General features: G+C 45.5%; 13 protein-coding genes. 3 read left to right on the forward strand and 10 right to left on the reverse strand.

All coding sequences use genetic code 11. The features are described from left to right. Positions 1-238: 238 nt before the first annotated feature. The 5 genes from J3353_RS14415 to J3353_RS14435 form a co-directional block, all read right to left on the reverse strand. The gene (locus J3353_RS14415; protein ID WP_156074462.1) at positions 239-934 is read right to left on the reverse strand and encodes a hypothetical protein; all 696 of its coding nucleotides are present in this window, start codon (positions 932-934) and stop codon (positions 239-241) included. After that, a complete protein-coding gene (locus J3353_RS14420) occupies positions 931-2,229 on the reverse strand; it encodes an AAA family ATPase (RefSeq protein WP_207685108.1) in 1,299 nt (432 codons plus the stop codon). The genes J3353_RS14415 and J3353_RS14420 overlap by 4 nt, the downstream gene beginning before the upstream one ends. 109 nt (positions 2,230-2,338) lie before the next feature. Next, positions 2,339-5,305, reverse strand: coding sequence for a type I restriction endonuclease subunit R (locus J3353_RS14425; RefSeq protein WP_156074459.1), 2,967 nt, complete (start codon positions 5,303-5,305; stop codon positions 2,339-2,341). Next, on the reverse strand, positions 5,295-6,647 hold the full coding sequence (locus tag J3353_RS14430; RefSeq protein WP_156074457.1) for a restriction endonuclease subunit S: 1,353 nt from the start codon (positions 6,645-6,647) through the stop codon (positions 5,295-5,297). The genes J3353_RS14425 and J3353_RS14430 overlap by 11 nt, the downstream gene beginning before the upstream one ends. A 1-nt stretch (position 6,648) precedes the next feature. Further along, positions 6,649-8,484 carry a class I SAM-dependent DNA methyltransferase gene (locus J3353_RS14435; RefSeq protein ID WP_207685109.1) on the reverse strand — a complete coding sequence of 612 codons (1,836 nt, stop codon included), beginning with the start codon at positions 8,482-8,484 and terminating at the stop codon, positions 6,649-6,651. A gap of 212 nt (positions 8,485-8,696) precedes the next feature. Here J3353_RS14435 and J3353_RS14440 point away from each other — a divergent pair, with 212 nt between their 5' ends. The 3 genes from J3353_RS14440 (at position 8,697) to J3353_RS14450 (ending at position 10,040) form a co-directional block, all read left to right on the forward strand. Continuing rightward, on the forward strand, positions 8,697-9,083 hold the full coding sequence (locus J3353_RS14440) for a helix-turn-helix transcriptional regulator (RefSeq protein ID WP_156074453.1): 387 nt from the start codon (positions 8,697-8,699) through the stop codon (positions 9,081-9,083). After that, complete coding sequence (locus J3353_RS14445; protein WP_156074451.1) at positions 9,083-9,778, forward strand: ImmA/IrrE family metallo-endopeptidase; 696 nt, start codon at positions 9,083-9,085, stop codon at positions 9,776-9,778. The genes J3353_RS14440 and J3353_RS14445 overlap by 1 nt, the downstream gene beginning before the upstream one ends. Positions 9,779-9,869: 91 nt before the next feature. Continuing rightward, on the forward strand, positions 9,870-10,040 hold the full coding sequence (locus J3353_RS14450) for a hypothetical protein (protein ID WP_156074450.1): 171 nt from the start codon (positions 9,870-9,872) through the stop codon (positions 10,038-10,040). Positions 10,041-10,363: 323 nt separating this feature from the next. Here the strand turns inward: J3353_RS14450 and J3353_RS14455 are convergent, their stop codons facing one another. The 5 genes from J3353_RS14455 to J3353_RS14475 all read right to left on the reverse strand — a co-directional run bounded on the left by J3353_RS14455 (position 10,364) and on the right by J3353_RS14475 (position 13,739). Then, positions 10,364-11,557 (reverse strand): site-specific integrase, encoded by a 1,194-nt coding sequence (locus J3353_RS14455; RefSeq protein ID WP_044477098.1) that lies wholly within the window; start codon positions 11,555-11,557, stop codon positions 10,364-10,366. Between the two features lie 79 nt (positions 11,558-11,636). Next, entirely contained in the window at positions 11,637-11,840 is a 204-nt protein-coding gene (locus tag J3353_RS14460; protein WP_009905235.1) for an excisionase, read from the reverse strand. Between the two features lie 420 nt (positions 11,841-12,260). Continuing rightward, positions 12,261-12,518 (reverse strand): helix-turn-helix domain-containing protein, encoded by a 258-nt coding sequence (locus J3353_RS14465; protein ID WP_009905237.1) that lies wholly within the window; start codon positions 12,516-12,518, stop codon positions 12,261-12,263. Next, positions 12,499-12,939: an RNA polymerase sigma factor gene (locus J3353_RS14470; protein WP_018112814.1), complete on the reverse strand. Its 441-nt coding sequence runs from the start codon at positions 12,937-12,939 to the stop codon at positions 12,499-12,501. Before J3353_RS14470 ends, J3353_RS14465 begins: the two co-directional genes overlap by 20 nt. 542 nt (positions 12,940-13,481) lie before the next feature. Next, positions 13,482-13,739: a hypothetical protein gene (locus J3353_RS14475; protein WP_022621582.1), complete on the reverse strand. Its 258-nt coding sequence runs from the start codon at positions 13,737-13,739 to the stop codon at positions 13,482-13,484. Positions 13,740-13,938: the final 199 nt, after the last annotated feature.

The raw sequence follows: 13,938 nt of genomic DNA on the forward strand, positions 1-13,938 counted from the left end.
CTCCTGTTACGGAAACCGGGGCGGTTCACTTGCATTATTTGTGCTTTCTCAAGCCCTCACGCAATCACTTGCGGGGGTCTTGATCGCAGCCTGAGCAGCAGCCAAAATTGCAGGGCATTCGGATTTACGGTGGTACGTTGTTTGCATTTTAAGCAGGCTATAAAACACATGATATTGAACCTAGCAGCAGACGTTGTGCGTCAAGCAGCGGCACATAAGCCTAACACTTAGCACGAAATCACTTCTTCATCCAATGCTTGAGCCAGTATTCATAGACCCCAACATATTCCCGATAGGCCCCTGTTTTGTCCGGCGTACAAAACAACTGCCATGCCTGCTGAAGAAATGGCTTTGACCATTCACCTATGGGCTTTTTGGCTTTCAGAAATCTTACCAACTGACTGTAAGCGGTTTCACGATTTTGCGGTAAGTAGGCCGCTTCACTGTTCAGGTTGAGCTTGTCGGAAAGCTCCTTGTTAAGTTCCGTGTCGGTTGATCCTATCTCACCATTTCTTTGGTAGAAGATTGTATCCATCTGAGCTTCATCCAGCGGATTCAAGCGCATTGTCTGCTGATCTTCTTCCAAGATTCCACGGTAGGCATCGCAAGTCTTTTTTGCATTTTCCGTAGAACTCCGATTTCCGGGACACACGCCCAGAAGATTTGAAAAATCTGTAGTTGCCTCATCCGGCAACTGATTTTGCGGGTCAAGGTGTTCAATATTCAGATAGTTGAGTTGGTCCGCCGGATCGAGACTAATGCGGCGCATACAATATGCGCAAAGATAACCTTGGTCGCGTGCCAACTGCTGCCGTGTACCGTCCTTTGGCATATCTTTATAAGTAATTTTTAACGGCGGGGATGCTTTGCGGCAGTTCTTTTTATACTCTCGCAAATCTCGCGGTTCAATCTCTGACTTTTTGATATACCTCATTCCGGCCACTCCATTTGCTCAATTTCCAGACTGTTTCTGGCATCATAGACGGACGGATCATTATATCCCAAAATCTGTTCCAGATTTTCCAGAACCTCTTTGGCCTTTGCATAATCCTCCTTATGGAGAAGCTCCGAGAATTTATCAAACAGCTTTTCAATTTCAATCGGACGATCCCCAACCAGCAAGATACTTCGCAGAACAGTGTTTACATCCTTGCCGTAGGCAGAATCGATTTGTGTTGCACTGCCCTCGTGTTTCAGCAGAATAAGATTTGCATCCTTATAGGAAGTAATCACTTCCGGAGAATGCGTGGATACAATAAACTGAATATTGGGAAAAACCGTTGTCAAATCATTCAGGATTCGCTTTTGCCAGCCGGGGTGCAAGTGTAATTCAATCTCATCAATGATGATGATACCAGGTGTTTCCAAAACAGAATCGCCGAGCTGAGGATTCAAAACAGCCATCCGGTGCGCAATATCTGCTACCATATTCAGCACAGACCGGTATCCATCGCTCATCTCAGACATCGGATGAAGCTCATGTTCGCCATTCCGATTAACGTATTCAACAACAATCGCCCGATATCTCTGACGATATTCCACCTTAACATGCTGCGTTTCATCGTGGTCGATCAAATCCGCAAAGCAGCGTTCCAACGCCCGCTGAACCGCACTCACCTGCGGAATAGGTCCTTCCTGACTGACAAGGAGGGTCATGTCACTGAACCACTCCATAAGCTGCTTGTCCGTAGCCTGCTCAGCGATGCAGTCCTGATAACCTTCAAAGCGGGACTTCAGCTTCTGTTTTTCCTTCTGTTTCGCCTGCTTTTGTGCCCACAGGCGGCCCGTACCATAGTAAGCAATGAGCGGAAGTACCGTTTGCGAAGAAGGAATTGCTGCTTCTTTTTGAAGTTCAGATGCAATTTTTTTCAGATCCGATGCAGCACCATAGGTAGTGTTGGATTTTGGTCCACTCAGAGAGCGAGACCATGTACAAGCATTACCGTTTATAACACCCTGACAGGACACCTCAACCGGATAAACTTCGCGCTGCTGATAAATTTTATTGGTTTCATACGCCACATGGCGAACGTCTTCCGTTTTGATACTGCGAGGAGAAGCATAGTCAATTCCAAGGAAGAAAGTGCTGGCAGCGGTCAATGCCCCCATAAGCAGAGAACTTTTTCCACTGCCATTGTTGCCGATCACAATATTCATTTTAGGATTCAGCGGAATCTCGGCATTTTCAAAGTTCCTGAAATTCTTCAAGGTCAGATTGTCAATACGCATAGCTGCTTCCTTCCAAAATCCAGATTTCATGCAAATTGATAGGCCGAGCACCCGGCGATGGGCATAATCCCCTATCATAAGTTGATTTTATCACATATCTTTTGGTGTTTCAATCGAAATCAGGCTGATCTTCTTTGGCAGGCGGCGAAGTCTGATACGTGTTGGCAAAAACCATATCCTGAATCCACTTACAGAGTGCCGGGTTTTCGTTCACTGCCTTGTACAGTTCAATCGTCGTACTCATGGAATCGAGAATCGCCTGCATCGTTGCACGGTCGCTTTCAACACGAGCATTCTGTGCATCTGAGTTTTTTATAGCATTCTGATAGGCTTCGTCTTTACTGACGATGGCGGGCAGATCAGCAACCTGCTTTTTCACTTTATCTTCGTCTGTCCAGTCAATGCCTCCAAACGCATCATGGAATTCCTTCAGAATCTGCGTCAGAGGATCAAGCTCTGGCACCGAAATACCAACATCCCTGCTGACGGGGATCGGATTCAATTCACCATTTTCATTGTCCAGCTGAATCCGCATGGTATCCTGTGCCACTGCACGATAGCTTTCCAGATCAATATCTTCCAGTAGACCGCTGATATTGTCATCTTCAGCGGGAGACGGAAGTTTGCCGATCAGCAGCTTCAGGAAAATCGACAGCTTTTCCCACTCTACGCTACCGTAGGGCAAAATCGCCGAGAGAAAATTGTATGTCCGAACAAATCCTTTGGCATTGGATTTGAAGAGAATCTGTTCTTCCGGGATTAGCTCTTTGTAGTTTTCTGTACATCTGTCCAAAATCGGATCAAGTTCCTCACGAGGCGCATTATCCAAATATGCCTCGACAAAGGAATCCACATCCTCGTGGGTGTAAACCTGAAGCGATTCCATTTCCGAAATCTGATCGTTCAGTTTATTGACATCTGTTTCGCCAGACAGAATCGTTGTTTTGTAGTATTTATCAAAAGCTGCTTTAATCACACCCGGATCGTTTACAAAATCCAGAATAAACGTATCATTTTTATCTGGTGCACTGCGGTTCAGACGGGAAAGTGTCTGAACTGCTTTAATATCAGAAAGCCCCTTATCCACATACATCGTATGCAGCAAAGGTTCATCAAAACCGGTCTGAAACTTATTCGCAACAATCAGAATCCGGTAAGGGTCTTTCTTAAAGGTACGCTCGATTTTGGAGCTTGTAAAACCATTCAGATCCGCTTCGGTAACTTCCCTGCCCTCATACTTGGTTGTGCCAGAGAAGGCAATGATCGTCTTATAAGGACTTTTACGCTGTTCCAGAAGAGCATTGATTGCTTTATAGTATTCGATGGCGCGCGGGATTCCACTGGTAATCACCATGGCACGGGCTCGACCGCCAATTTTTCCACGACCAATCACTTCTGTGTGGAAATGCTCTACAATGATGCCCGCCTTCTGCTCGATTGCATATTGATTGGATTCCACATAATAGCGGAGCAACCGCTGCGCCTTCTTTTTATCAAAGAGCGGATCATCCTCAACCGTTTTGGAGAGCTTATAAAAGCTCTGGATCGGAGTATAATAGCGTAAGACATCCATGATGAAGTGCTCCTCAATAGCCTGCTTCATCGTGTAGACATAATGCGGAAAAAAACGTTTACTTCCGTCCGGCTGAATTTCTTCCCGGCCAAACACTTCCAGCGTTTTATTTTTGGGCGTGGCAGTAAAAGCAAAATAGCTGGCATTTTTTGCAAGCTTTTTGCCATCGATCAGGGTGTTGATCTTATCTTCCAGAAGATCGTCATTGTCGTACTCGCTTCCGGACAGAACGATGTTCATTTTTGTGGAAAGGTCGCCATTCTGACTGGAATGAGCTTCGTCGATCAAGATTGCAAAGCTCCGGTTGGTGTGGAGCTTGGAGATATCCTCCAGAATGAACTGGAACTTATGTACAATGGTGATGATGATCTTTGTACCTTTTTCCAGCAGTGTTCCAAGTTCCGATGAGTCCTTGGCCCAGCCGACTGTAGAGGAAACCTGCATAAACTGCCGGATCGTATTCCGAATCTGCTTGTCCAGATTAACGCGATCCGTAACAACGATCACAGTATCAAAAATATTGTGGTCGGTTGCGTCTTTCAACGTAACCAGCTGGTGCGCCAGCCATGCAATGGAATTAGACTTTCCAGAGCCCGCACTGTGCTGGATCAGGTATCGCTTTCCAACTCCATCTCGCTTGGCATCCGCCAGCAGAGAAGTGACCAGTTGCAGCTGGTGATAGCGCGGAAATATCTGCTTGTAGCTCTTTTTATGCGTTTCTTCATCCTCATCGCAAATGATCTGCACATAATTTTCAATGATGTTGGAGAAATCATCTTTGCGAAGGATTTCTTTCCAGAGATAATCTGTCTTTATGCCGTCCGGATTCGGTGGATTGCCCGCACCATCGTTGTAACCTTTATTGAACGGCAGGAACCACGACTTTTGCCCTTTAAGCTCGGTGCACATCCGCACTTCATTGTCATCTACAGCAAAGTGAACGATACACCGCTTAAAGCCAAAAAGAACTTCATCCGGAGTGCGTTCATCTTTATACTGCTTTACAGCATCCGCTGCATTCTGCTTCGTAAGCTGATTCTTCAGCTCCATGGTAGCGATGGGCAAGCCATTCAGAAACAGGCATACATCCAGTGCCAGCAGTGGATTCTGGCGGGAATACTGGAGCTGCCGGGTCACACTGAAAATATTCTGTGCGTAGAGTTTGGCGGCAGTTTCATTGCCGGGAGACGGACGCACATAAAACATATCCAATACCAAGTGCTTATAACGGAACCCCTTGCGCAGCAGGTCGATCACGCCATTGGTATGGAGACTTTGATCCAGCCGCTGCAAGAATTTTTCCTTTTCCAGAGGGTCGTTTTCCAGACGCAGCTGCTTCATTTTGTCCGCCTGCGTGGTATTCAGAAAACGAAACAGACGTGTTTCATCCATCGCGATTTCTTTATTGTAATCCGCATTGGAGCCCTGCTCGTAGCCGTTGTGCTGCACAAGCCAGCTCACAATCGACGATTCAAAGCCGTTTTCTTTTACATTAGTCGGCATCCATCTCCACCTCCTGTTCTTCCGGAGCCTCCTCTGCAATATCTTCTTCCGGCGTATACTCCGGCACCTCAACATTGCGCACGTCCATCTGCCCGGTGACCACATCGGAAATCAAACGAGTGCAGTATTCTTTGAGGAGTTCAATCTCTTTTTCCAGAACAGGAACCGCGCGGTCGATTTTAGCGGTTTCCTGTTCAATATAATCTGCAATCTCTTCCTGTTCACTGGTGGGAATCAACGGCAAATCAACTTTTACAAAATTTGAATAGCGCAAATCCTGTCCATCGCGAATAAATTCAGAAGTGCCTTGAAGAGCTTTGATATAACTCTTGGATTTCAGTAACCACTTGAAGTATCTTGGCACCACATATTTCTGCGGCAATAGGACGATATAGTGCCATGTCACACATCCAAAAATTTCACTTCGCTCGATGCCACCTTGAAAGCTACGCAAGCTAATCACAAAATTGTCTGGTTCTACATGCTTCCAGTCATCAAGCCCTTGCGTCGCAATCACAATGCGCTTGTTTTCGCTCTTCATGTAGTCTTCCTGCAAAATAATTCCGTATTTTTGACTTGCAGTTGCGGGTTTATCATCCGGATGCTTGCGCTCCTTACTTTCAAGGAACAGCCGTTTTGACGGAATCATTTTCCAATCGGCAGGAATATCTCCCATCCAGTTTGCCTGCATGCTCTGCATTTGACGACCATGCCGAACGCCCTTTGTTACCGCTCGGTCAATGACAGTCTGCCGCCGCTCTTCCAGCAATTTGATCTGCCGTTGGTAGCCGTGAATCAGCTTGTTGATTTTGGACACCTGCCAGTCTAGATACCGCACAATCTGGTTCTGCTCCTCGCGAGGAGGGATGGAGAGAATTATACGTTTCATGTACGGAACATAGACCTGACGCTGAATCGAGCCAACGCCCTTCGAGGCCAAAACGAATTGATCTATAATGTAGTGGTCACGAAATAGATAATTCATATAATACGGATTGTTATCTTTCCTCGGTCTCCAAATATAATATGCTGGACTGACAATACCTTTGTAACGTGAAATCCCAACAGAACCGCGCCACGCCTGCTGATTGTTAATAACAAAGTCTCCTGGATTTACTAGCTGGTATTTAGACATATCTTCGCTTGGCTTATGAACCTGCTTTTGATCTGTACTCGAATAACTTACAACGCCCTTATCCAAAAAAACAGATAAAAGTTGCTCTTCAGTATGTCCTGTATCGCTAGACAAACTATATGCATGCGATAGATAAGTTTCTTTCCAGTGAAATGGAATTTCTTCCAAAAAGGGAGAGATTGATTTTTTATATTTTTCGTATCTCATCTCAGCCTCCAATGATCTCGTCCAGAAGGCCGTCGGTTTCCTTCTCAATCGCGCGAATATCCGCTGCGATTTCGTCCAGCGTCCGCAGCTGCACCGGCTTATAGAAATATTTGGTAAAGCTCAGCTCGTAGCCCACTTTTTCACTGCCCGGTTTCACAAACGCATCCGGCGCATAGGGGTGTACTTCGTTCTGAATAAAGGCATCGATCCCGCCCTCGTAGGTAAAAGGAATGATCTCGGTGTCACCGCTGCGCTCCTTGTCAATGACAGGATTGCCCTTTTTGTCCAGCAGGATCTTGCCGTTTTCATCGCGCTTTGGCTGCTGCATTGTCACCTGCCAATAACCGAATTCGTGATTTTCAAAAACCTTACTGTATTCCGGGTCTGCCTTGTCAAATGCAAGATACAGGTCCAGAATCTTTTTGCGCAGTGCAGCATTGACTTCGCCGTTTTTCTCACCAAGGTTCTTGCGCAGAGGAGCTTTCATGGTGGTTGCATCGATCAGTTGCACCTTACCTTTACGCTGAGCACTCTTTTTGTTGGAAAGCACCCAGAGATAGGTGCCAATGCCGGTATTGTAGAACATCTTCTCCGGCAGCGCCACGATAGCTTCCAACAGATCCTGCTCGATGATATATTGACGCAGATTGGAAGGCCCCTGCCCTGCCTTGCCGGTAAACAGTGAAGAGCCGTTGTGCACCTCTACAATACGGCTGCCCAAAGGGGTATCCTGCTTCATTTTGCTGATATTGTTTGCAAGAAACAGCATCTGCGGGTCGCCGATGTCCGGCAGGAGTGAAAAATCCTCCCCACGATAGGTGACCTGAAAACGTGGGTCCGTGATATCATCTTTCTTGGTAAAACCCCATGCGGCCAGATCCTTTTTCCATGACGTACCAAACGGCGGGTTTGACAGGCAGAAATCGAAAGTTTCTCCGGGAAAGCCATCATTAGAAATGGTCGAGCCAAAGAAAATATTATTCGCCTGGGAGCCTTCACCCTTAACAAGCATATCGGCGCGCGCAATCGCGTAGGTTTCGTCTGCATTCTCCTGACCATACAGATGGATGGAAACTTTTTTACCGGCCTTTTGGGAAAGCCTCTGAATGCGCTCTTCCGCAACCGTCAGCATACCGCCGGTGCCGCAAGCGCCATCGTAAATGCGGTAAGTCGTGCTCTTGATCTGATCTTCAATCGGCACAAAGGCAAGATCAGCAATCAGTTCCACAATATCACGGGGCGTAAAATGACGTCCGGCATCGGTGATATTCGTTTCCTCATTGAATTTTCGGATAACTTCTTCAAACACGGTCCCCATCGTGTGGTTATCCAATCCCGGCAGTTTTACACTGCCATCCGGGTTGAGCACAGGACGGCTGCTGAGGTTAATGGACGGGTCAACAAACTTGGAAATCAAAAGCCCCAGAATGTCATGCTCGGAAAGCTTATCAATCTGGTTCCGAAACTCAAATTTTGTGATGATATCCTGTACATTTTTGCTGAATCCATCCAGATATAGAATGAAGTCCTGCTTCAACTGCTGCTGATTTGTACGGGATTTCAAATCGGACAGTGTAAAAGGCGAACTATTGCAGAACGCCTCGTGTGCAACGGAACACAATGCAACATCCTGCTCCATAATGCCTGCGGCATCCAGTTTTTGTTTCATGGCAAGAACGGCCTGTTTTGTCGGTTCCAGAACTGCGTCAAAGCGGCGTAACACGATCATCGGCAGAATAATTTTTCGGTAGTCGCCTACATCGTAAACATCAACCAGACAGTCATTGGCAATGCCGAATACAAACGACACCAGCTGATTGAAATTTGCGTTTTCCATTGGTATAATCTCCTTCTTATGCTGTCACGGATAGAACAGTAACTCTCATTTTACATAACGATTATACATTATTTTCGTCCAGATAGGAATACATTCCAGATAGAGAACTTTCCAAAATTTTTGTGCGATGCTCTTGACAATGCGCAGAAATGGGGTATAATGGTGTTAGAAATTAGCGAACACGCTGATTTTGAACAAAAGGAGGAAGCCCTATGCCTACGGAGGAAAAATTCGGGACATTTATCAAGGAGAAACGAATAGCCTGTGGCATTACGCTGCGGGGACTCGCATCTGAAATCGGCATTGCGCCTGCCTATATGAGCGACATTGAGAAGGGACACCGTTACCCACCGGATAAGGACAAACTTTATGCAATTGCTACAACGCTACATTTGTCCGAAGACGATCGGGATAAAATGTTCGATCTTGCTGCGAATGCAAAGGAGAACACGGTTTCTCCGGATCTCCCGGAGTACATCATGGGCAACGAACAGGTCCGTGTTGCACTCAGGATGGCGCGCGATACGGATGCCGGGGATGATCTCTGGCAGAAGATGATCGAGATGATGGAAAAGAAGGAGCGTGGCGAAAGTACCTGATGTTTTACTATCGTTATTCACCGGAACAACTGGAACGCGCAGCAGAACAGCTGCTTCAGAAGTTTGACCCGGAGTTGCTGAAAAAGCCGAAAGAATATGATGTGTACCGTGTGATCGAGGAATGCCTCGGTGTTGATTACGATTGGAAGTACATCCGCCCGGATCAAGCGATCCTTGGATTGACTGCTTTCAACCCTGGCTATATCTGGGTTTCTCCGGCACCGCATCTTTATGAAGGGATTCAGCCCGAAAGGATCTACCTTGAAAAGGGCACGATTTTAATTGATGCCACTTTGACCGAGGGAAACAATATTGGGCGTGAACGTTTTACGGTGATGCACGAAGTTTTTCATCAGGTTTTGCACAAAGACTGTTTCCGGCGGGAACCACCTGACTATGTACACCAGACGACCAAGTGCACATTATTCGGGCAGAAGAAAAAACTAGTCACCGCACTGGATCACATCGAGTATCAAGCAAATACCTGTGCAGCAGATTTTCTTATGCCAAGGAAAACGGTTCCAACCGTGTGGCGCTCGATTTCTGGATTTGATCGGCCAGCACATGAAGATTATCGGACGGAAGATTATATTCGGAAAATCGCCCAGGTCTATCAGGTATCCAGACAGGCAATGAGGTATCGGCTGAGGAATCTTCAGCTCATTGTCCCGCCTACAACAGCTTACTTAACCTAATCAAAACTCAGGGAGTTTCGACTCCCTTCATTTTAGAGCAAGGTGTTATGTTTAAGCGAACACGCTTATATAGAAAATCGAGGAGAACATTATGAATTCAAATGGAGTTGTCTACCGTTGTAATAAAAGTTGTCCGATTGGAAAACGCTGTTTTATCCTTAAAACAGCTGCGATGCTAGAGGAACCAATTACTGTTTGGCATAAGTGTGTTGCCAAAAAGGAAGATATTCCGGTCACAATCGGTGGAAAGCCACCACCTTAATGCTTTGAGAAAATGATATTGCTTGCAAATAAGCCGCAGTGACGTGCTATATTGCAGAACTTCTAGACATTTTCAGTGTCTGATTCTGCGTACATGTTGCTGCGGCTCTTTCTTTTTTGGAGTGAAAGCGAAATGTATTTTTATCTTAAATCACAAAGTAATTTTTGACTATCTTTTCAAAAGTTCTTATATGCCGGTATAGCCTATTGTTACAGGCTTTTCCGGCATTTTTCATTGTGGAAGATACTCTCAAATCTTCTTATATCCCCGTATGTTTTTGTGTTCAAAAGTAGTATGTGGAGTAGTAAATTCTCCATTTACTACTATGCAATCAGCCGCTTCATTTCGGTTATTGACGTTTCGGAAGTTGTGTGTGCGTAATAGTTCAGCGTCATATTGATGTTGGAATGTCCCATGATGTATTGCAATGCTTTAGGGTTCATTCCCGCATTTGCTAACGTGGTGCAGAATGTGTGGCGTAAGGTGTGCGGTGTCATTACCTTTGGCAATGCGACCTTTTGCGTTTTGTTGTATTTCCTTACAAGCCCCCGGAACATACTTTCATAGTTGACTGCCACTTTTGGCAAGCCGTTCCGGTTAAGGAACAGAAACTTTGTGTAGCCCTCTAAAATAACAGGCTGTACATATTTCCGTTTATTTAGCACCCGTTGAAATGCTTCCAACACTTTTTCACTCATAGGAATAACCCGGTTGCCGCTTTTCGTCTTAGGCGTTTCCACATAGTAGCCCACATCTGCAATCTTCAAAAGTTGGTGGTCTACATTGATAAGCTGTTTGTCTAAGTCAATGTCAGCTTCCGTCAGTCCGCAGAGTTCCGAAATGCGAAGCCCTGTCCCTAACAGTATGATAATCTCGTCGTAGTATTTCTGATAGACTTTATCATGCTGTACAAAGGACAGAAAAGCCGCTTCCTGCGTAGGGGATAGAGGTTCCTTTGGTTCCGTATCATCTTCAAGGACTGTGTTCAACTGGAAGTCAAATGGATTTTTACGAATACAATCGTCCTGTATGGCTGTGTAAAAGGCAGCCTTTAAGGAACGCTTGTGGTTGTTGATAGTCTTGAAGCCGTAACCTTTTTCTTTCATGCGTAACGCCCATTCCTTTGCGTCGGAGAGCTTCACATTTTCAATCCGGCAGGCTCCAAGTTTATCCTCCTGCAAAATCCGCATGAGCTGTTTTCGCCCCTGCTTTGTACCATGCCGCACATTTGCCCGGTGGCGTATCTGCTTTGCGTAGAGTTGGCAGACCGTCATTTTCTTTCCGATATGGTCGATACCGTCGTCAAGGTCTTTTTGGATTTCTTTCTCTTTTTCCCTCAACGCTATATCGTCGCGCTTTCCTGCCGGGGTTTTGTCCGTAGGCACTAACTTCCAAGAATAAACAAACTGCGGTTTCCCAAAGGTATCTATATATTTGTAGGCATATCTCCCGTCTTTTCTCTGGCTCTCTCCGGTGCGGAGAATACGATTTTTATTATCCCGTCTTTTTTCCGACATCGTTATGCTCCTTTCCATAATGGAAAGAGCCTTGATATGCTTGACTACATTGTACCACATTCAAGGCTCGATTTCACTATTAGATTGCGTCCACCGTATCAATCATTTTTTCAAACTGCTTACGCTTAATCTGAATACGGTTTCCGTTCATCATTACCCAGTCCGGGACGGGATTTTCTTCTGCCAGTTTCCGCAGCTTGCTTTCTCCGATACGGAAATATTTTGCTGCTTCTTCTATGGTAAGAGTGTACTTTTCCCAAATCGGCACGTCGTTATTGTTCAATTTGTCGTCCCCCTTTCTTAATGGGTCAAAAATCAATCTGTAACATAGGCTTTAATCGGACGGCTATTAGCGTAACCTCATGGGACTTGCACCCCTCCGGCGGTCTGCCGAAGCCCTACCCATTGCCTGCGACGCTTCTAACGCTCGGACTATGGCTGTAAGGAAGTATCATTATGTATTCTGTGCGTTATCGCCCGCAGGCTGCTATCCCTGCTTTACGGTGTGGTATTTCTCGCTCGCTTTTCTGTTAAGAGAAAGGTCATGGCGTACCCGCCGCATGGCTCGGCACAAAAGGAACGTATCCGATTTGCCTTATGCTGCGTCGCCGTTCTATTGCGCCGCTTTCTTTATCAAAGAGCAGGGGGCTGTCTTGCGGTATGGAACGGAAAAGGGGAAAGAAGCGTTCCAATATCGCGTAGGTTATTCAGCCCGAAAAGTGAGGATAGCCCTCATCAGTCTTGCTTGCAGCCGTTCCCGAATATCCTCGTCAACGCCATAATAGACATTGCCGCGCTCGTCGTAGAGCTTCCGCATGGAAAGACTTGCTATGTAGCCGCTGAAATGCTGCAAGACCATTTTCATAGCGTCCGGGTCGCCTTTGCTCGCCGCCAAAATAACGGGATAGGGAACAAGGGCATTTTCCGGGTAGTCGTTTTGATTACCATTCGTTCCATTCATCAGCGTGTTCCTCCAAATATTTCTTTAACAGTTCAAAAGAGCTTGTCCGTCTGTACTGTATCGTGCTGCGCGACGTATTGAACATTTTTCCGATTTCCACGTCAGTCATGCCCTCGAAATAGTACAGAAGTATAGCAGTTCTCTTTTCTTCCGGCAGGGTGCGTATTGCTTCAAGCAATAACTTCGGGGTTATTTCTTTTCCTGCCATTTGATAAGTCGGCTCGGCTGTTTCAGCTTGAAAATATTTATCCGTAGTGTAAAGCTGCCGTTCCTCATGCAAGGCAAGGTCACAAAAAGAAACTTCCCGTTTCCTGCGTCGCCGGATTTCATCATGGGCGTTACAGGCTTCGTTGTGTAGCACCCGTTTACAGAAACTTTGAAAGACACATTGCTTCTGAAATTCTCTGCGATTAGGTTCCATGTAATCACCTCCTTTCTGCCGAAAGGCGGTAGTACCTCCCCTTTTCGCGGGATAATACAGACGACTTTTTTAAACGCCGGACGAAAGCGAAAATTTCTTTGAAAAATCTTCTGTAAAATGCAAAATGCGCCCATCTGCAAGGCGCAGACCGACGCATAGGAAATAACAGCAGTATTTAATTGATTTGATAGTTCATCTGTATAGTCGGACTTGTCCGGTGGGGGAGCTATACTTTTTTTAATGAATGTAACCTATGTATGCTGTATAGCAACAAAGAAATCCCCATAGCGGCAGCCCTCCTAAATGCCGCTAATTTATGTTAGCAGTAGACAAAAAGAAGCGGCGGCTCTAAAAATTAAAGCCACCGCTTCAAATGCGCGTGAAAATATGTCTGCGCTACGACGGCTTTTTTTCTTTTGCTGTCGTAGCGTAGAATTAGGAAGTGTGCATAAAAGACACTATTTTTTCAGTAGTGAGGAATCCAAATTACCAAAACTTGTTACTCCACACCGAATAAAACCTACCATATCAAGCTATTTGAATCAGAGTTCAATTCTTGCTTTTGATGGTTTATCTTCACAATAGATAACTTTAATCGTTGTTCCCTTGTCAGGAATTTTGTTTCCTGCGCCAATCCATTTTTGGCAGGTGTAATCTTTGACGCCTATCGTGTATTTGACCTTGATAATATGTGGAAAAGCTGCACCATCCATAGCATGGGTACGGACAGGTTTACGATTTACTTTTAACCACCATTGTTTTGTAACTGAAATTACAGTTCCTGTTGTTTCCTTTTCCATAAGTTATACCTCCGATGTTAATTTAGAATGAGTAATTTTCTATTTAGATAGCTACATATTAAAGCAAACTGCCCTTTAATCCTTTTTTGAAAACCAATACAGCCCTTTCGGTTCCCCAAAATGACATTGTGACAAGGCGATAGCTTTCCTTTTCCATTTCCTCTATTTTGGCATTGATTTTCACTGTCGCATTTTCAAT

Origin of the sequence: Faecalibacterium sp. Marseille-Q4137 (assembly GCF_017377535.1) — a bacterium.
Taxonomy (GTDB): domain Bacteria; phylum Bacillota; class Clostridia; order Oscillospirales; family Ruminococcaceae; genus Faecalibacterium; species Faecalibacterium duncaniae.

Bases quoted from the DNA above. Each gene is read 5' to 3' on its own strand.
- J3353_RS14455 (WP_044477098.1), bottom strand. From the start codon at position 11,557: ATGTCGGAAAAAAGACGGGATAATAAAAATCGTATTCTCCGCACCGGA.
- J3353_RS14470 (WP_018112814.1), bottom strand. From the start codon at position 12,939: ATGGAACCTAATCGCAGAGAATTTCAGAAGCAATGTGTCTTTCAAAGT.
- J3353_RS14475 (WP_022621582.1), bottom strand. From the start codon at position 13,739: ATGGAAAAGGAAACAACAGGAACTGTAATTTCAGTTACAAAACAATGG.
- J3353_RS14465 (WP_009905237.1), bottom strand. From the start codon at position 12,518: ATGAATGGAACGAATGGTAATCAAAACGACTACCCGGAAAATGCCCTT.
- J3353_RS14445 (WP_156074451.1), top strand. From the start codon at position 9,083: ATGTTTTACTATCGTTATTCACCGGAACAACTGGAACGCGCAGCAGAA.
- J3353_RS14415 (WP_156074462.1), bottom strand. From the start codon at position 934: ATGAGGTATATCAAAAAGTCAGAGATTGAACCGCGAGATTTGCGAGAG.
- J3353_RS14450 (WP_156074450.1), top strand. From the start codon at position 9,870: ATGAATTCAAATGGAGTTGTCTACCGTTGTAATAAAAGTTGTCCGATT.
- J3353_RS14440 (WP_156074453.1), top strand. From the start codon at position 8,697: ATGCCTACGGAGGAAAAATTCGGGACATTTATCAAGGAGAAACGAATA.
- J3353_RS14435 (WP_207685109.1), bottom strand. From the start codon at position 8,484: ATGGAAAACGCAAATTTCAATCAGCTGGTGTCGTTTGTATTCGGCATT.
- J3353_RS14430 (WP_156074457.1), bottom strand. From the start codon at position 6,647: ATGAGATACGAAAAATATAAAAAATCAATCTCTCCCTTTTTGGAAGAA.
- J3353_RS14425 (WP_156074459.1), bottom strand. From the start codon at position 5,305: ATGCCGACTAATGTAAAAGAAAACGGCTTTGAATCGTCGATTGTGAGC.
- J3353_RS14420 (WP_207685108.1), bottom strand. From the start codon at position 2,229: ATGCGTATTGACAATCTGACCTTGAAGAATTTCAGGAACTTTGAAAAT.